Source organism: Salirhabdus euzebyi (assembly GCF_014207435.1).
GTDB classification, from domain to species: Bacteria; Bacillota; Bacilli; order Bacillales; family Alkalibacillaceae; genus Salirhabdus; species Salirhabdus euzebyi.
The window spans coordinates 23,018-41,276 of record NZ_JACHGH010000003.1; the positions used below are offsets into that span (position 1 = coordinate 23,018).

At 35.2% G+C, this 18,259-nt stretch carries 21 protein-coding genes and 1 riboswitch; of the genes, 16 read left to right on the forward strand and 5 right to left on the reverse strand.

Features of this window, described 5'->3' with window-relative positions:
• Positions 1–76: 76 nt before the first annotated feature.
• From HNQ94_RS05245 to HNQ94_RS05260, 4 genes are all read left to right on the forward strand, one after another.
• Positions 77–448, forward strand: coding sequence for a globin domain-containing protein (locus HNQ94_RS05245; RefSeq protein ID WP_376697732.1), 372 nt, complete (start codon positions 77–79; stop codon positions 446–448).
• A gap of 54 nt (positions 449–502) precedes the next feature.
• The gene (gene cyoE / locus HNQ94_RS05250) at positions 503–1,420 is read left to right on the forward strand and encodes a heme o synthase (protein ID WP_174495201.1); all 918 of its coding nucleotides are present in this window, start codon (positions 503–505) and stop codon (positions 1,418–1,420) included.
• Between the two features lie 114 nt (positions 1,421–1,534).
• A complete protein-coding gene (locus tag HNQ94_RS05255) occupies positions 1,535–2,593 on the forward strand; it encodes a flavin-containing monooxygenase (protein WP_260400906.1) in 1,059 nt (352 codons plus the stop codon).
• Between the two features lie 256 nt (positions 2,594–2,849).
• Entirely contained in the window at positions 2,850–3,779 is a 930-nt protein-coding gene (locus tag HNQ94_RS05260) for a DUF6612 family protein (protein WP_174495203.1), read from the forward strand.
• A 51-nt stretch (positions 3,780–3,830) separates the two neighbouring features.
• Here the strand turns inward: HNQ94_RS05260 and dapA are convergent, their stop codons facing one another.
• Positions 3,831–4,724 (reverse strand): 4-hydroxy-tetrahydrodipicolinate synthase, encoded by an 894-nt coding sequence (gene dapA / locus HNQ94_RS05265; RefSeq protein ID WP_174495204.1) that lies wholly within the window; start codon positions 4,722–4,724, stop codon positions 3,831–3,833.
• 110 nt (positions 4,725–4,834) lie between these two features.
• Positions 4,835–5,013, reverse strand: a riboswitch (Lysine riboswitch).
• A gap of 227 nt (positions 5,014–5,240) precedes the next feature.
• Here dapA and HNQ94_RS05270 point away from each other — a divergent pair.
• From HNQ94_RS05270 to HNQ94_RS05280, 3 genes are all read left to right on the forward strand, one after another.
• A complete protein-coding gene (locus HNQ94_RS05270; RefSeq protein WP_174495205.1) occupies positions 5,241–5,435 on the forward strand; it encodes a hypothetical protein in 195 nt (64 codons plus the stop codon).
• A 26-nt stretch (positions 5,436–5,461) separates the two neighbouring features.
• Positions 5,462–5,743, forward strand: a complete 282-nt coding sequence (locus HNQ94_RS05275; RefSeq protein WP_174495206.1) for a hypothetical protein — start codon at positions 5,462–5,464, stop codon at positions 5,741–5,743.
• A gap of 204 nt (positions 5,744–5,947) precedes the next feature.
• The gene (locus HNQ94_RS05280; protein WP_174495207.1) at positions 5,948–6,256 is read left to right on the forward strand and encodes a putative quinol monooxygenase; all 309 of its coding nucleotides are present in this window, start codon (positions 5,948–5,950) and stop codon (positions 6,254–6,256) included.
• A gap of 391 nt (positions 6,257–6,647) precedes the next feature.
• On the opposite strand, the gene HNQ94_RS05285 is transcribed toward HNQ94_RS05280, so the two are convergent.
• Positions 6,648–7,394 carry a MerR family transcriptional regulator gene (locus HNQ94_RS05285; RefSeq protein ID WP_174495208.1) on the reverse strand — a complete coding sequence of 249 codons (747 nt, stop codon included), beginning with the start codon at positions 7,392–7,394 and terminating at the stop codon, positions 6,648–6,650.
• 142 nt (positions 7,395–7,536) lie between these two features.
• Positions 7,537–7,986 carry a S1 domain-containing RNA-binding protein gene (locus HNQ94_RS05290; protein WP_174495209.1) on the reverse strand — a complete coding sequence of 150 codons (450 nt, stop codon included), beginning with the start codon at positions 7,984–7,986 and terminating at the stop codon, positions 7,537–7,539.
• A gap of 205 nt (positions 7,987–8,191) precedes the next feature.
• Here HNQ94_RS05290 and HNQ94_RS05295 point away from each other — a divergent pair, with 205 nt between their 5' ends.
• Both HNQ94_RS05295 and HNQ94_RS05300 read left to right on the forward strand, forming a co-directional pair.
• On the forward strand, positions 8,192–9,637 hold the full coding sequence (locus HNQ94_RS05295) for a DEAD/DEAH box helicase (protein WP_174495210.1): 1,446 nt from the start codon (positions 8,192–8,194) through the stop codon (positions 9,635–9,637).
• A gap of 375 nt (positions 9,638–10,012) precedes the next feature.
• Positions 10,013–10,870 (forward strand): fatty acid kinase binding subunit FakB, encoded by an 858-nt coding sequence (locus HNQ94_RS05300; RefSeq protein WP_174495211.1) that lies wholly within the window; start codon positions 10,013–10,015, stop codon positions 10,868–10,870.
• 102 nt (positions 10,871–10,972) lie between these two features.
• On the opposite strand, the gene HNQ94_RS05305 is transcribed toward HNQ94_RS05300, so the two are convergent.
• Positions 10,973–11,167 carry a hypothetical protein gene (locus HNQ94_RS05305; protein ID WP_174495212.1) on the reverse strand — a complete coding sequence of 65 codons (195 nt, stop codon included), beginning with the start codon at positions 11,165–11,167 and terminating at the stop codon, positions 10,973–10,975.
• Positions 11,168–11,349: 182 nt separating this feature from the next.
• Between HNQ94_RS05305 and HNQ94_RS05310 the strand changes: the two genes are divergently transcribed.
• Complete coding sequence (locus tag HNQ94_RS05310; RefSeq protein WP_174495213.1) at positions 11,350–11,814, forward strand: hypothetical protein; 465 nt, start codon at positions 11,350–11,352, stop codon at positions 11,812–11,814.
• Between the two features lie 28 nt (positions 11,815–11,842).
• Positions 11,843–12,493, forward strand: coding sequence for a metallophosphoesterase family protein (locus HNQ94_RS05315; protein WP_174495214.1), 651 nt, complete (start codon positions 11,843–11,845; stop codon positions 12,491–12,493).
• A gap of 52 nt (positions 12,494–12,545) precedes the next feature.
• Here HNQ94_RS05315 and sda read toward each other — a convergent pair whose 3' ends face one another.
• Positions 12,546–12,659, reverse strand: a complete 114-nt coding sequence (gene sda / locus HNQ94_RS05320) for a sporulation histidine kinase inhibitor Sda (protein WP_174495215.1) — start codon at positions 12,657–12,659, stop codon at positions 12,546–12,548.
• A gap of 94 nt (positions 12,660–12,753) precedes the next feature.
• On the opposite strand from sda, the gene HNQ94_RS05325 reads away from it, so the two are divergent.
• The 5 genes from HNQ94_RS05325 to HNQ94_RS05345 all read left to right on the forward strand — a co-directional run bounded on the left by HNQ94_RS05325 (position 12,754) and on the right by HNQ94_RS05345 (position 18,208).
• A complete protein-coding gene (locus tag HNQ94_RS05325; protein ID WP_093211338.1) occupies positions 12,754–12,849 on the forward strand; it encodes a putative holin-like toxin in 96 nt (31 codons plus the stop codon).
• Positions 12,850–13,145: 296 nt separating this feature from the next.
• Positions 13,146–13,829, forward strand: coding sequence for a response regulator transcription factor (locus HNQ94_RS05330; protein ID WP_174495216.1), 684 nt, complete (start codon positions 13,146–13,148; stop codon positions 13,827–13,829).
• Positions 13,830–13,831: 2 nt separating this feature from the next.
• Complete coding sequence (locus tag HNQ94_RS05335) at positions 13,832–14,833, forward strand: sensor histidine kinase (protein WP_174495217.1); 1,002 nt, start codon at positions 13,832–13,834, stop codon at positions 14,831–14,833.
• Between the two features lie 94 nt (positions 14,834–14,927).
• Positions 14,928–15,611 (forward strand): ABC transporter ATP-binding protein, encoded by a 684-nt coding sequence (locus HNQ94_RS05340; RefSeq protein ID WP_174495218.1) that lies wholly within the window; start codon positions 14,928–14,930, stop codon positions 15,609–15,611.
• The gene (locus HNQ94_RS05345; protein ID WP_174495219.1) at positions 15,608–18,208 is read left to right on the forward strand and encodes an ABC transporter permease; all 2,601 of its coding nucleotides are present in this window, start codon (positions 15,608–15,610) and stop codon (positions 18,206–18,208) included. The genes HNQ94_RS05340 and HNQ94_RS05345 overlap by 4 nt, the downstream gene beginning before the upstream one ends.
• The last annotated feature ends 51 nt before the right edge of the window (positions 18,209–18,259 follow it).

Genomic DNA, 18,259 nt, shown 5'->3' on the forward strand with positions numbered 1-18,259 from the left:
ATCACAACGTTGTTCGTTGATTTCGCTAACATGGATGTATAGAAAACTTTAAAGGAGGACAATTAATGTGAGTGAGATTCGACTAGATATACTTTATGATCATATAGGTGATGATAGGATTGCAAAATTAGTGGAAGCCTTTTATCCGAAAGTATATGCTGATCCATATTTAAGTCCATTGTTTGAAGGTGACATTCAAGAAATCATGCGGAAGCAGCGTATGTTTTTGACACAGTTTCTCGGTGGACCACCATTATATAGTCAAGAGTTTGGACCTCCAGCAATGAAAGAACGACATCTGCCATTTGAAATTACGCCAAAACGTGCTGAATGTTGGCTCCTATGTATGGGCGAAGCATTTAAGGAAACAGGTTTAAATAAACTTCCTGCTGGAGAAGCATTTTTTATCCGTCTAAGAAAAGTAGCGGGAATTATGGTTAATTCCTAAAAAGTAACACGGGTGCACAGTTTTTATTCATAGAAGAAGGGAGAAGTGTATGACATGAGTAGTCAATTTGTTACTGGAACAGATAGGGAGAACATGAAGGAGAGAAAACACACCTTAATGATGGATATAAAAGCATTATGTAAAGGGAATGTTCTCCTCGCAAATTCCTTTCCTGTTTTTGTTGGATTTTGGCTAGCCCTTCATTTTAGTGAAGCGGATTTTAAAGCGCATGTCGATACATTTTTCTTCACGATGATCGGCAGTCTTTTGGTTATGGCTGGGGCACTTGTCATGAATAATTGGTATGACACAGACATTGATACGATAATGAAAAGAACCCAGCATCGCCCAACTGTAACAGGCAATATTTCTTTGCCTGTTGTGTTAACAATCGGTATGATGTTGAGTGCACTTGGTATTGTTTTTCTTCTGTTTACCACGTGGGAAACAGTGTTGTTTGCTATTGTTGGTTGGTTTACTTATGTCGTTTTATATACGATGTGGTCAAAACGTCGGTATACACTTAATACAGTAATTGGTAGTATTTCTGGTGCTGTTTCGCCACTAATTGGTTGGTCTGCAGTAGAATCGTCAATGCAAACTGTACCACTTATTCTTGCACTAATCATTTTTATTTGGCAGATGCCCCATTCCCTTGCAATTGCTATACGAAAGCATGATGATTATCAACAGGCTGGTGTTGCAATGCTTCCAGTCGTTCATGGAATGGCGATAACGAAGAGACAGATGGTTGTCTATACAGCTTGTCTATTTCCACTACCATTATATTTAATAGATTTAGGATTAGCTTTTGTCGTAGTAGCTTGTCTGCTTAGCCTTGGATATTTAGTCATAGCAATTTACGGTTTCTTTGCCAAAGACGATATACAATGGGCCCGTATCATGTTTCTTGTTTCCGTTAATTATTTAATGTTTATTTTTGTTATGGCTGCTATATTTACCTTCATATAAGTGGTGATGGAAGTACTTCTTTGTAGAGAAGTGCTTTTTGTTTTGAACTTTAAAGGAAAAATGTACCATATTATAAAAAAGTAATATATGATAAATACAGTCGAAAGATGTAGAATGTTTAAGGAGAAAAAATACATGAAATACGACGTGATTGTAATTGGGGCAGGACAAGCAGGTTTGTCAATTGGGTACTATTTAAAACAAACGGAGTTGAATTTCGTTATTTTAGATAAAGGTTGTAACGTTGGTGAAAGCTGGAAAGAGAGATACGATTCTTTAACACTATTTACACCTCGGTCCTTTAGCTCTTTGCCTGGATTTTTAATGCCAGGTGATGAAAAAGTATATCCCGTTAAAGATGAAGTGGCCAATTATTTAGATACATATGCCAAAAAATTTTCCATTCCTATACAACACCATACGGAAGTAACTAATATTGAAAAAGTGGATGATGATTTTATACTAAGTACGACAAAAGGAGAGTGCATTTCCAAAAATGTTGTTGTGGCAACAGGACCATTCCATCATCCATTTATCCCTTCATTTTCAGCAGGTTTATCTACAGATATATTGCAGATTCACTCATCAGAATACAAAAATCCAGAGCAGCTTCAACCTGGAACTATATTAGTTGTTGGAGGAGGTAATTCAGGATCACAGATTGCCGTTGAATTGGCTGATAATCGTGATGTTTATTTCTCAGTAGGACATAAGTTAAATTTTTTACCTCAGGATATTGGCAAGAAAAGCATTTTTTGGTGGTTTGATAAGCTAGGGATTTTAAAGGCCACTCGAGAAAGTAAGATTGGTTCATTTATCAGGCAGAAACCTGATCCTATTTTTGGTTTTGAACTTAAGCCTTTACTTCATAGACAAGTAGTCAAGTTAAAGCCGAGAGTCGTTTCGGTTAATCAAAATAGCGTGATTTTTAAAGATAATAGTTTATTAGAAGTGTCTAACATCATTTGGTGTACTGGATTTAAACTGGATTTCAAGTGGATTGATATTCCGTCAGTTTTTGACCAAAAAGGGAATCCGATACATAAAAGGGGAGTAACAGCTGTTGATGGATTTTACTTTTTAGGTTTACCTTGGCAATTTCGCAGAGGTTCTGCATTGCTTCAGGGTGTTGGTGTGGATGCTCAATATATAGTTAAACAGGTCATAAAATAGGATAAGGATTAAGTCTAGTAAGTCTTATAAAAAGGTCATAACACAAGATTATTTAAAGAGTAAACTGCATCAATCTCAAAACACTCAAACATGAAAATTGGATTGAACTAAATGATGTTTATAAACATCTATATATATTAAAAGTACAAACTCCTAAATGTGAAATTTTTCAAATGTATACTAAAGTATAATTTACCAACTTTTGCATTTTTAGTAGCCTTAAAAGATAAGAGAAAAATACTAAAGAGGTGTACAGATGAAAAAATTAGGGGTAATTTTTTTGATGGTCTTACTAGCTATGTTAGCAGCATGTAGCGATGATGCTTCAGGGAATGACAACGAGGTGAATGAGCAACCAACAAATGATGATCAAGTAAGTCAAGAAACAGAAGTTAACACACAGAGTGATGACACAAGTGATCAAGACGGAGCTGCTGAAGAGGAAGAAGAGGATAATTCAAATAATCCTGTTATAGCAGGTGATGCAGCAACTATTTTACAAAAATCAGCCGAAGCAATGACTGATGTAAAGAGTTTTAAAGCCGTAAGTAAAAGTTACGATGATAGTACAATTAATGGTCAAAGAAATATAGAGGAAATGGATTTTACAATGGAAATAATTTATACTGATCCAACTGCGATGTACGCTCATGGAGAATCTGTGTCCGAAGGTGGAGAAACAGAAGCTTTTGAAATGTATATGGGTGACGGGAATTTATTTGTGTTTGGGGATGGGAATTGGTATTCGATGTCATCCGATTCTGGTTATGCAAGCATATATGAGCAGTTTAAATTTCTTGAAGAAGAACAAATAGACACTTATGTTGAATTTAGCCAACATTTTGAAGTAAGTGATAATGGAGATCACTATTTGTTAACGTTTGTTGGAGATAATAATCAATATAAAGAAACTGTTTTAGGAGCAAGTATTGCTGGATTAAGCGAACTTTTTCAAGAACACTACGACAACATGGAAGTAAGTAAAGGAGTATATGAAATTGCAATAGATAAAGAGACGTTTTACATGACTTCCTATAAGATGGAATACGAATCACAAACATCTGGCCAACTGGGGGACATAAAGGAAAATTATAAAGGAACATACGAGTTAAGTAATTTCAATGGAATTAACGAACTTACTGTACCAGATGAAGTGGTCGAATCTGCAATGCCAATAGGGGGATAAAAGATAAAAATAAAGGAATAAGCGTTTTTAAGCTTATTCCTTTTCTTTATATTAATAACCAGCTACTTTTTCGGCATCGTAATGAGACAAAATATGGTATAGCGCATCACGCTCTTGATCATTAAGAGGAACAAGTGGTAATCGAACCCCTCCAACAGGAACACCGATTCTGTTTAGTGCTTCTTTCACTGCGGTTGGATTTGGTGCAGAAAATAGAGCCTTGATCAATGGTAACAAATAGCGATGCATAGCGGCAGCATTGGCTACATCTCCATTGCGGTAATATTGAACCATTTGTTGCATTTCATTCCCGATTACATGGGAGGATACAGAAACAATACCAGTTCCACCGACGGCAAGTGTCGGCAGGGTTTGGCTATCCTCTCCACTAAAAACACTAAAACTATCAGGTGTATTGCTAATAATTTCAGTCATTTGATCTAAATCACCGCTAGCTTCTTTAATGGCTACAATATTTTTGATTTGGGCAAGACGAACTACTGTATCAGGCGTCATATTAATAACACTTCGACCAGGAATATTATAGAGCATTATTGGTAATGTTATACTTTCAGCAATCGTGCTAAAATGTTGAAACAATCCTTCTTGTGAAGGTTTGTTGTAAAAAGGCGTAACAAGCATGACTGCATCGACACCAATAGCTTCAGCTTCCTTTGAAAGTTCAATTGATGCTCTTGTGTTGTTAGATCCAGTTCCTGCAATAACTGGGACTCTGCCATTCACTTCTTCCACCACAAAACGGAACAAATGGAGCTTCTCTTCGTGTGTTAGGGTAGGGGATTCTCCAGTCGTTCCTGCGACGACTAAACCATCAGATCCATTAGCGATTAAATAATTGACTAAACCTCTAGTTGCCTCAAAGTCGATGTCTCCACTTTGATTAAACGGAGTGACCATAGCTGTTAATACGTGACCAAAATTCATAACTTCACACACCCTTTATTTTTATTTTTTTCGTAGGTGTGGAGGACCAAAAAAAGCAACAACGAGAGAGAGCTCGCTGTTGCTTTTAGAACATGTCTGATCGTTCTATACAAAAGAATAGCCCTCCATATAGTTTCCTATATGACAGTCCTGCATTTCTTCAATATCAGAACCAGCTTTAGGAGAATGAGTCTCCTTCCACTTCGGCAAATTCCCCTTTCCTTTTGCTTCCTTGGAGCCCATTCTCCTCCACAAAAGTACTAATGGTTTCTGCACCTCTATCCTTACTTTAAAAACATTTTAAAATAAGAAAGTATTAAATTGTTATGTTCACTTTACCAAACATAATATGAAAATACAAGGTGATTTAACCAGTTTTTTTGAATTTGTTCTAGGAGTAAAACGTTTTAAAGCAACATTTAATTATTGAAAAACATTAAGACTAGATGTATGTTGGGACTAGACGCGTAATATAAGAGTAGATACATAATGTAAAAATCAGTGGAGGTTTAGAGAATGAAGAGTGCGAGATTTCATCCCTTTTTGATAGTAGCACTTTTCTCTAGTGCTATATCAATGGGATTATGGGCATTTAGGCATTTTCGTGAAAATCAAATTGGCTATGCAATTGTATTTAGTCTTTTATTTTTGTTTTTTCTTAGCTTACTCTGTTTTGGGATTATTTCGAACAGAAAGTTAAAGCAAAAATAAGCAGTAATATGAGAGAGGAAGATAGTATGGATATAAGAATCGCTTTACTAATAGGAATCTTCTTAATGGGAATTGTATTTATTTTTTTCATCCAACTGTTTAAACGAAAGTCTACAAAACTACTTAAATTCATTCCTGCAATTGTTAGTGCTTTTGGTATGGCTATCTTTTATTTGAAAATGTTGTTTGTTTCACAAGGATATGATGCCATTTATGATGTGCTGGTGATTATCATTTTATCTGTTTTATTAAGCTTATCTCTTATTGGAGCCATTATACTGCAAATAGTTGAGTATAAAAAAGCATAAATAAGCATCCCGCTAAAGGTTAACTAATACGCTGAAGTTGAAAAATAAAGGGCTTATCCTAAAGAGGAGGATTAGCTTATTTGTTGAAGTAAACTAGCAGGTTAGTCCAATAGGCTTTATTAGTTTTTTATTTATGGAAATAATAGGATAATGGAGCTCGTATGTGGAAGCAATGAACTGGTTGAAAAATAGAGGAGGTACATAATGAACAAATTTAGCTTGTTTGGTAAATTCACGGTACAAGAAGGTGAACGTGACACAATGGTAGATATTTTGTTGGAAGCAGCAGAATCAATGCAGAATCTTGATGAGTGTGAGCTATATCTGGTGAATATTTCTGAAAGTGAACCAAATTCTGTTTATATTTATGAAGTTTGGAGTAATGAGAATGCTCATAAAGCATCTTTAACTCATGAAGCTACACAAACACTTATAGGGCGTGCAAAACCAATCATCACTGGAATGGAAAGAATTAGCACCCTAAAAACAAGAGGTGGGAAGGGCATATCATAGAACTCTTGTTTTCTTATTAATCTATAGGGAGCTTAGTTGAACAAGACGATATAAAGAACAAAAGCGCAAGCGCCTTGCTCAGCCTAAGGCAGGCATAAGACAAGACCTGCCGTGGCGTTTTTGCCACAGAAGGGATTGACTTATGTCCCGAGGGGGTAGGTGCTGGAGCTAGACGTGGCTTCCCCGTGCAACTAACTTATCCTCAAGTCCGAAATTTTATAATTTCCTAAGCAAGAACAAAACACTTGGGAATCCCAAGTGTTTTTTATATGCTTTTGTACTGTTATTTATGCTGCTAAAGTGAGTTCGATTTAATGTGATAATTTATCTGTTATTTGACATTTTCTCCATAGTATTGGAACTACTTACGCTATAGATATACTCTTTTTAATTATTTCTTTGAATCTGTAAATATGGCCATTGCTTCACTCATAAACTTCGCTAGTCCTTCACCCATTTTATCAATATTTTTTGTAAATCGCTTATCATCGACATATAGTTTCCCCAATCCCTTAAAGGTTTCTAGATTGTATGATCCGAAATTATTGTTTAATAAATCATACCAGTCTTTAATGGCAGCTTGTGCCTCGTCAGAAGCAGGGGAGTCATAACGAAGTTCCGCCAGCTTTGTGTATATAGCTATCATTTTTTCATTTGCTGTTTCCTTTTCCTTTTTGGACATGCTGCTAATTTTTTTATTCGAGTCATCAACAGCTTTTTCTCCCCAACGTTCTCGTGCTTCTTGTTCATATGGGTTTTGACTAAAATCAAATCCTTCAAACTTTTCTTTATTAGACATATTAATCTCTCCTTTCGTATGTTCAATGGTTTTATCAATAGTCGCAATGATTTTATCTAGGCGGGAACGTTTATCAATTAAATATTTACGATGTAGCTCGAGTGCTTCTGACTTATTAAAGGATGGACTACTGATAATTTCTCTAATTTTTTTTAAAGGAAAGCCTAATTCTTTAAAAAACAAAATTTGCTGTAAACATTCTAAGTCTTCTTCGGAATATAGGCGATAACCGGAAGTGGTAGTAGCTTCTGGCGTTAACAAACCAATCTCATCGTAATGATGTAGTGTGCGCACACTAATCCCAACTAAATCTGCGACTTCTTTCACTTTGATTCCCATCGTTAGTTGGCCTCCTTTACTTTAACTATAAAGTATAACGCAACGTGAGGGTCAATAGGATTATATATAATTTTATGAAAAAATAAAAAAGCAAGTCCTGTAAAAGTAGGACTTGCTTTTATCGCTCGCTCTATATTAAGTATTAGCCGCGTCTGCCGCCTCGACCGCCTCGTTTTGATTCGGTATTACGGTTTAGGCTATAAAGGTTTTCTTCACTAGTTTTTAAAAATTTAGCCATTTTATCTTCAAACGATTCTTTTGCCTTAAAATTGCCTTTTGAACGGAAGTTTTTATTGTTGTCTCTACCACCTTGACGTGGAGGGCGCTTAGTATAAGAAGAAGAAGTTTGTCCTTCCGGTTTATCAATTGCCTTCTTGATAGATAAAGCAATTTTTCCTTCTTTTTCACTAAGTACTTTTACTTCCACTTCATCACCAATTTTAAGATGCTCATTTACATCTTTAACAAAGCTATCCGCTACTTCACTTATGTGAACAAGACCAGTAGATCCACCTGGAAGTTCTACGAATGCTCCAAAATTAGTAATTCCTGCAACTTTACCCTTTACCTTACTGCCAACTTCGATTGCCAAAAGAGTTCCCCCTCAATAATTTTACAACCATGTCATTATAACAAATAATTGACATAATTTCAAATCAGTTTGAATGGCTATTTATTATTTTTGTCGTTTCACATCATATATCCAGTATAATGAACATATCCAGATTTTGCATATAATCTTTCTTTAGCGAGAATTCTATAAGTAAGTCGGAAATTAAAAAAGGCGAGGTTAGTATATGAGTACAAGACATTTTGATCAATATTCATTAAGTGAGGAAATCAAACGGGCACTTCATTTGTTAAAATATGAAACTCCGACTGAGGTTCAAGGGGAAGTAATACCAAAAGCATTAGAAAACCAAGACTTGATTGTAAAATCGCAAACAGGAAGTGGGAAAACAGCCTCTTTTGGAATTCCAATTTGTGAAATGATTAATTGGGAAGAAAAAAAGCCCCAAGCATTAGTGTTGACTCCAACAAGGGAATTGGCAGTCCAAGTAAAAGAAGATATAACTAATATTGGACGGTTCAAACGGATTAATGCAACAGCAGTTTACGGGAAAGAGCCTTTCCAAAAACAAAAAGAAGATCTAAAACAAAAGACGCATATAGTAGTTGGGACACCTGGACGTGTAATGGATCACATCGAAAGAGAAACGCTAGAACTAGACCAAGTAAAGTATTTGATTTTAGATGAGGCAGATGAAATGCTCAACATGGGTTTTATCGATAAAGTGGAGGCTATTATTAAAGAGCTTCCAGCTGATCGAGTGACAATGGTGTTTTCTGCAACAATGCCGAAAGATGTGGAGAATCTTTGTCATCAGTATATGAAAGATCCTACACATATTGAAATTGCCGCAACAGGGATAACTACGAATACAATCGAACATCGATTAGTTGAAACTTCTCAGGAGGATAAACTATCCCTTCTAAAAAACGTGACTGTAGTTGAGAATCCTGATAGTTGTATAGTATTTTGTAATACGAAAGACCAAGTTGATACTGTGTTTAACGAGTTAGAGGAGTCAGGATATGCTTGTGAAAAACTTCATGGTGGATTAGAGCAAGAAGATCGGTTTGCTGTCATGAATGGCTTTAAAATGGGAAATTTTAGATATTTAGTTGCGACAGATGTGGCTGCGAGGGGTATCGACGTAGATAATGTCAGTCTCATCATTAATTATGATGTACCGATGGAAAAGGAAAGCTATGTCCATCGCACAGGTAGAACAGGTCGTGCTGGTAATCAAGGAAGAGCTTTTACATTTGTCACTCGGTACGAAGAAAAGTACGTACGTGCGATAGAAAAATATATTGGTTTTGATATACGTAGAATAGAAGGCCCAACAGCAAAGGACGTTGCGGGTGAAAAGCCGGCATTTGAAGAAAAAATGGGCGGACGTCGGGTTGTGAAAAATAATAAGACAGAACGAATAAACAAAGATATTATGAAACTGCATTTTAGCGGTGGTAAAAAGAAAAAAATTCGTGCCGTTGATTTTGTTGGTACTATATCTAATATTCCTGGAGTTACGGCAGACGATATAGGTATTATTACCATTAAGGACCATATGTCCTATGTGGATATATTAAACGGAAAAGGTTCAGTAGTATTACAAGCAATGGAGAACAAAACGATTAAAGGAAAGAAATTAAAAGTAAGTAAAGCAATTAAATAGTAATTAATGGGACGGTTAGCTGTAGCTGATCGTCTTTTTTATATGCTTAAGGCTCAAATCATGCATTTAGGAGACAGTAGTGACCAGATTCAGTAGAAAAAAGGCTGATGTGGGTTACAATTGCATGTTCAGTCCAAATAATTATTGATTCAACTATCATCAATGCAGCTTCAGACAAGTAGTTATCAATTCAACGGAATAATTGAAACTTTCACCCAATTAATTATTGATTGAAGCAAATAATTTAAATTTCAGCTCATAAACTGTAAAAAAAGTTATCATGACATGCTATAACCTGTTATTAGTACTTGGTATTATTTTTGATTAGTTGTATAATCAAAGTAGTCAGACTTTTAAGAGAAATGGGAGGATTACATGCCTAAGAAAAAAATTGCTTTTGTTACGGACAGTACTGCTTTTTTAACAGAGGAGCTAAGAGCTCATCCAGATGTATACGTAGTGCCAATCGTTGTTATTTCGGAAGGGCGTGAGTATGAAGATTTAGTGGATTTATCTTCTGAAGAACTTTATGACATTATTCGAAATAATAAAGAGGTACCGAAAACCTCACAACCATCCGTTGGTAAATTTGCAGAGCTATATGAAAAACTTAAAGAAGAGTATGATCACGCCCTTGCTATTCACGTCTCTGGTAAACTAAGTGGTACCGTATCTAGTTCAACTTCAGGAAAAGAACATGTTGGTTTTAGTGTAGAAGTAGTAGATTCGTTAAATGTTTCTTATGGAATTACGACACTTATAGAAACAGGGATGGAAATGGCTGAACAAGGGTTAGAGGTAAAGGAAATAGCAAATAAGCTTAGAGAAAAAGTGTCGGGTGTTAAAAGCTTAATATCATTGGGTAGTTTGGAACAGCTTTATAAAGGGGGAAGAATGTCCGGTGCACAGTATTTGCTCGGAAACGTCCTCAAAATTAAGCCGATCTTAACTGTAAATGAAGATGGTGAACTTGTTTTATTTGAACGAGTTCGATCAGAGAAAAAAGCGGCATTAAAAATAATCGAATTAATAAAACAATCTTGTGAAGAAAATAACGTAGAAAAAATCGGCATTATGCATGCAAACTTGCTAGATAAAGCAACGGATTTTAAAAATAAAGTAGAAGAAGTGGTATCTGACGTAAAAATAGTTATCGGTGAAATTAGTTCCTCCGTTGCTGTTCATGCAGGAGAAGGGTCTCTCGCGATCTTTTGGTATGAAGGAAGAGAGTAAGAAATCTAGCAAACTATTAAAAAGATAATATTCTAACAGGGATACAAATGTCTATGAGTTTGTGTCCCTGTATTTTTATGGAAAAATATAGATTATACATTGTTAGGGAGGTACTTCGGATAAATGCTTAGGAAGTATACTATGTTCGTTTTTAGCTTCTTTCCAAAAAAAATCTTTCTCAATCATTTGGGTTATTGTAATGATTTTAGGAGCGATAAACCTATCTTTTTCATTTACTACTAAAGAATTGGCTACTATTTTATGTAGAACTATACTCGTAGCGTTATTACTTGGCACATTCTTCGTATCCTTTCAATGGGTGAGTATGGATCCTACCGTCGGTGAGCTATTTTTGGCTATTTCTTCATTGTTTATATATCGTGATGTGTTTCAATAAAAGGAATTTTAAGATAAAGTGTAGTACTTGAGTGAGGGTAAATCGTTTAATTGATGAGACTAATGAAAAGAGGCGAACTAAAATGAGAATATTTTTATTCCTTTGCCTATTACTCATGGGCTGCACAGTACAAGCCGAAAATCTTTCCCTTTCTGAAAGTGATAGACATATAATGGAAACATATTTAACGAATGATGTGATGAAACCAAACTTTGGAGGCAATGTTTATAGTGCTTATGAGATATTAGATTCAAACAAAGAAAAGGGGGAAGTCTATCTTTGGGCTTTAATTGAAGAATATTATGTAGAAGGTGAGAAGGTAGATCTGGGTTCAGGGATGTCCGTCCCGATGGTTTTACATGTAAAAATTGATCAGGGAACCTTGCAAATTTTAGATCACACATTACCTCAGGATGGAAGTTATTATACGGAAGACGTTAAAAAACTTTTTCCTAAAAATACACATAATAAGATCTTTAATTACTCGATAAAACATATTACAAAATTAAGTGAAAACATACAAAATAAAGTTATGGCAGACTATTAAAAATACATAAAGATATGGGGACTCCGTAATGAATTTATTTGTGATTGGAGACGTACATGGGTGCTATTACACATTTGAAAAGATGATCAATACATATTGGAATAGAGAAGAAGAACTACTAATACAGGTTGGTGATCTAATTGATAGAGGTAACTATTCACCTGAAACTGTTGCATTTGCGAGAACACTACAAGAGAAGTATCCGAACCAGGTAATTTTTCTAAAAGGAAATCACGAATATGAAATAATTTTGCATTTTGTAGATATGTTTAATAAGCATTGGTATAGACAGTGTGGGGAAGTGACCCTAAACCAATACAAAAGGGTAAATCGAAGTCCAGAAAAGGATGTAAACTGGTTTGAAAGTTTACCTTTAATTTGGGAGAACGACAGAGTTTATGTTAGTCATGCTGGTATTGCTAAGAACGCTATTGATCCTTTTAATGAAGAAAATCCATTAGGAGTGTTATGGAATAGAGAACCACTTAAAAACATAAATAAACTCCAAATTCATGGTCATACACCTCTTGATGAACCGACATTTGATGCAGAAAGCAATACGTGGAACATTGACACAGGAGCTGCGTTTTCAGGATATTTAACGGGAGTAAAGATAAATGAGAACGGAGAAGTGAAGGGCTTTTACAACATAAAAACCGATAGTAGGGACAAAAGATAGAGTAATGTAATGGCTTCTCTTTATAAAGTGAAATAGTATGGGGAGAAAAAAATTAAATAATTATCATTTCTCTCTTTTCTAATTCTGCTAATAGAAGCAGGATGAAGTCCTTATTTAGCTCTAATTTTACAGCGTCAAGATAAGAGGTTACAACAAAAAAGAACACACGTTCTAATTTAGGCGTGATATGTGGTATAATTTAGTTAGATAATGTTCTTTTGGTGGAGGTCGGCTAACCCCAGGGAAAGGGGGTGATGCCTATGAGTATGTATGAAAGCTTTATGGTACTAATTGGATTTGGTACCTTCTTGATTGCATTGCTCGCATTGATCGTTTCGCTGATCAATAAAAAATAGACCTCCCTATTTACCCATTAAGTGATTAGGTGAGGTCTATCCCAACAGGATAGCCGATTCCTCGGGGGAACCGCTTATCTTGAGGACCACAGTGCCAGCTGTGGTCTTTTTCATTTTATTCTTTTAATGAGTATATTATACCATAATGACTACGGGTTTGAACAGCAATCAACATGGCTTTAAATGTTACTGCTATTCTATATTATTTTTAGTAAAATAAGGAATAAGAGTGAATCTTATACTAATTAACAATAATCATGTTATGTAAACTAATTGAGTGAGATAGGATGTTAGCGATGAACATTTTACTAGTAGAAGACGATCGTACAATTGCTTCTGGGCTAGAATATTCCTTACAACAGGATCAATTTTCTACCATTCTCTGTTATGACTTTACTTCAGCTAAAAAGGTGATAGAAGGGCAGATACATAATATTTCTTTATGTTTGTTTGATTTATCTTTACCTGATGGTAGTGGATATGAACTTTGTCAACTCGTAAAAAAACGAAGTGATGTACCGGTAATTTTTTTAACAGCAGTTGATGATGAAGTAAATGTGGTCATGGGACTAGATATGGGAGCAGATGACTATATCACAAAACCGTTCCGTATTCGTGAATTGCTTTCTAGAATTAAATCTGTTTTAAGAAGGTATCAAAAGCAAATGCCTTCCCATACAATTATTGAATTGAAGAATGTTCGTATTAATACGTTAGAGGGAAAAGTGTATAAAAACGGAGAAGAGGTACTGGTTACTGCTTTAGAATATCGTCTGTTATTAATCTTTGCGAATCATATTGGACAAGTTCTGTCTAGAAACCAGCTTCTAGAACAAATATGGGATGTTGCTGGAGACTTCGTGAATGATAATACGTTAACCGTGTATATAAAAAGATTACGAGAAAAGCTAGAGGATGATCCTCAACAACCATTAATCATTAAAACAATTCGTGGATTAGGCTATAAGGTTGGTGACTAAATATGCTTCGGAATAAAGAATTTTTACGGCTTTTACTCATCATGTTATTTATTAGTAGCGTTTCCGTTGCTGTCACGTTTTATTATTCTTCAGCTGCAGGTGTAATTATGTTAGCTACAAGTATTTTATTAATTGCATGTACACTCTTTTTTACCTGGTGGAGATACCGTGAAATAGAAAAACTGTCGCACTTTTTACGACGTATTACAAGCGGCGATTATTCTTTAAATGTCCGGGATAACGAAGAGGGCGAGCTTAGTATTTTAAAAAATGATATTTATAAAGTGACGTTAATGCTTTCCGAACAGGGATCCTATTTACAGAAGGATAAAATTATGTTAACAGATGCCATATCTGATATATCTCATCAGTTAAAAACACCTCTTACTTCGATGATGGTGATGTCTGATTTGTTGAGGGCTGACGAACTATCCATAGAAAAAAGGAAGGAGTTCACTAGGAATATTCGTGTACAGCTTGAACGTATCGAATGGCTTGTTTCTTCTTTATTAAAATTATCAAAAATTGATGCAGGGACTGCTTTTTTCAAAAAAGAGGCTGTTTCGGTTAACAAGCTAGTCGAAAAAAGCTTAGAACCGCTCCTGATTCCGATGGATATTAAGGAACAAACAGTGAATATAGTTGGTGAGGAGCATGTGACGTTTCAAGGAGATTTTAATTGGACAGTAGAAGCTGTGCTTAATATATTAAAAAATTGCGTAGAACACACAAATGAATTTGGTAAGATCAATATTTCATTTTCTGAAAATCCTATTTTTACGGAAATTATTATTGCTGACAACGGAAAAGGGATAGGGAAGGAAGACCTACCGTACATTTTTAAACGTTTTTATCGTGGGAAAAATGCGGGAGAAGACAGTGTTGGAATCGGTCTGGCAATGGCTCATAGCATTATTACGAGGCAAAACGGAGCAATTGAGGTGAAAAGCGAAGTCGGAAAAGGAACACAATTTCATATTAAATTTTACAAACAAATCACTTAATAGCTTAAGTGACTAAATTGTCATTTTAAAGTCACTTCAAAGTCATTTTAGGCAGATATACTGAAGACAATTAGAAATTAATGGAGGTTTTATCATGGAAATATTAAAAATTGAGAATCTGTCTAAAATTTATGGTAAAGGGGAAACAGCTGTAAAAGCACTTGATGATGTGTCTTTTTCTGTGCAAAAAGGAGAATTTGTAGCAATAATCGGTCCATCTGGCTCTGGTAAATCAACATTGCTTCACTTGTTAGGTGGTGTCGATCGTCCAACTAGTGGAAAAGTGTTTGTTGATAACACGGATATGTATACGTTGAACGAAACGAAACTAGCGATTTTTAGAAGAAGACAAATTGGCTTGATCTATCAGTTTTATAACTTAATTCCGATTTTAACAGTTGAGGAAAATATTACGCTTCCAATGCTATTAGATCAGCATAAAGTAGATAAAAAGCAATTTGCCGATATTACGAGAATATTAGGTTTAGAAAATCGTTTGAATCATTTACCTAACCAGCTTTCTGGTGGTCAACAACAACGTGTATCTATTGGTAGGGCTTTAATAAGCAATCCAGCGATTATGCTTGCTGATGAACCAACAGGTAACTTAGATAGTAAAAATAGCGGTGATATTATTGATTTATTGAAAATGTTTAATAAAACATACAACCAAACATTAATAGTCATTACACATGATGAACGTATTGCCCTACAGGCTGATCGGGTTATTTCTATTGAAGATGGAAGGATTGCCAAAGACGAGGTGATTCGTCCATGAACATCGTCAACAAACTAACGCTTCGTCATTTGAAGCAAAATAAGAAACGAACACTTGTAACGATTATAGGAACCATTATTTCCGTTGCAATGATTACAGCAGTAGCAACCCTGGCGATTTCGTTTATGGATTTAATGCAAAGACAAACAATTGCTCAGGATGGAGAATGGCATGTGTTGTACTATAATGTCAATTCTGAACAGTTGGAAGCCCTTGAAGACGATAAAGAAACAGATAAAGTTGTCATTTCAAAGGATCGTGGTTACGCCCTTTTAGAAGGTAGTAAAAATGAATATAAACCTTACTTGTTTGTTAAGCAATATAATGCAGCTGGTTTTGAACAATTTCCTGTCACTTTAAAGGAAGGTAGACTTCCACAAGCAGCAAATGAAGTAGTTGTTTCTGAACATATTAAATCCAATGGTGGTGTAGAATTTGCTATTAGGGATACGGTAGAACTTGAAGTAGGTAAAAGATATTTGTTAGATAGCCAAGAAATGCCGAACAGTTTTCAACAATTTGACCCATTACAAGTGGACGAAGGTGAATGGAAAGAAGGTTTATTTCAATTATCACCTGAGACCTACAAAATAGTAGGTGTTGTAGAACGGCCTTCTTGGGAACCGACATGGGCACCAGGCTATACGATTATCTCCTATTTAGATGAAGCGATGATTGGAGCAGATGAAAAGGTTCAAGCATCTGTCGTGTTAAAAGATGTAAATCGTAACCTATACGATCATGCTAAAGAGGTAGCTGAGCATAACAATATTGAAAAATATAGTTTTAATAACCAGCTTTTGCGTTTTTACGGTGTAACCAATAATAACGGTTTACAAACGACTTTATACTCACTATCTGCGATAATTATGACAGTGATTGTCATAGGATCTGTTGCGCTTATTTATAATGCATTTGGTATTTCCGTTTCAGAACGGTCTCGCCATTTAGGTATGCTTTCTAGCGTTGGTGCAACGAAAAAACAAAAACGAAATTCGGTATTTTTTGAAGGTGTTGTCATTGGTGCGATTAGTATTCCTATTGGGATAATAGCGGGAATTGTAGGTATTGGAGTTACGTTTTGGTATATTAATTCCATTATACAGGGTGCATTAGGTATAGAGGAAAAATTGCAAGTTGTTATCACACCATTTTCAATCCTAGTTGCATGTTTAGTATCCATGATAACCATCTTCATTTCGACGTATATACCAGCAAGAAGAGCTTCCAAAATTTCAGCGATTGATGCTATTCGTCAAACTCAGGATATTAAGCTGACAGAAAAAGCAGTAAAAACATCTTCAGTTGTACGTAAAATTTTTGGGATTGAAGCAGAAATCGGTTTGAAAAATTTAAAGCGAAATAAACGACGCTACCGAACAACTGTTTTTTCATTAGTAATAAGTATTATTTTATTTTTAACGGTTTCCTATTTTACCGATAATTTAAAGAAAGTATTAGAGTTATCACAAGATGGGGTTAATTATGATATTCAAGTTCTTCTAGGTTCTGATCAGCAAGAAACGGATTTGATGAAAGAATCTATTTTAAGCTTAGAGAACATTACGGAATATACGTATTTAGAAGAGTCTGACTTAGCAACTTGGATTGAAGAAGAAGCAATCTCGGATATCTTTAAAAAGAACCTTGAACATGACCGAAGTATATTGAAAGATGGAAAGTATCCATATGGTATTCACATCAAAGCTTTGAATTTGGAAAGATTGGAAGCTTATGCCAAAGAAATTGGAGTAGAGATAGAACACTTACAAGATCCAGAGAATATAAGAGCAATCGTTGTAGACACTGTTCCGTACGAGGATTATGAAGCAGGAAAAATCTATGAAACAAAAGTACTTCATACAGAAGTAGGGGAGCATTTGGAACTTTATTCTCAAAACTGGGAAACAGGGGAATATAAATTATTAAAAGAAATAGAAATTGGTGGGTTAACCGATAAATTACCAATGGGTATTACTCCGGGACATATCGGCGGAATTACGATGATTATTTCAGAAGAAGTACTGCAAAGTATTATAGCTGATGTTGAAAAAGTACATGTGAATAAGTACCTTTATTTAAACAGTAAGGACCCAATGAAAACGCAGGAACAAATTGAAGAAATTCAAGAGGGCGACATGCACGTTTACAATGTTTATCAGGCAAGACAACAAGAAGAACAACTTGTACTTTTAATGTCCGTTTTCACCTATGGATTTATCACATTAATCACAATCATTTCCATTGCAAATATTTTTAACACTATCTCAACGAGCATATCGTTAAGAAAAAGAGAATTTGCTATGCTGAAATCAGTTGGAATGACGCCTAAATCTTTCAATAAAATGATTAATTATGAAAGTATTTTTTATGGCATCAAATCTTTACTTTACGGTTTACCACTAAGTTTTGGGATCATGTATTTAATTTATAAAGCGACGAGAAACACGTTTTATTTTGGATTTTTACTCCCATGGACGAGCATAGGCATTGTTATTATTGCTGTCTTCATGATAGTTGGTTCAGCAATGCTTTACTCCATTTCCAAGGTAAAAAAAGAGAACATTATAGAAGCGTTAAAGCAAGAAAATGTTTAAAAATAGAAGGGCGTCCGTTTGTCGACGCCTTTTTTTTGATGATATTTTAAA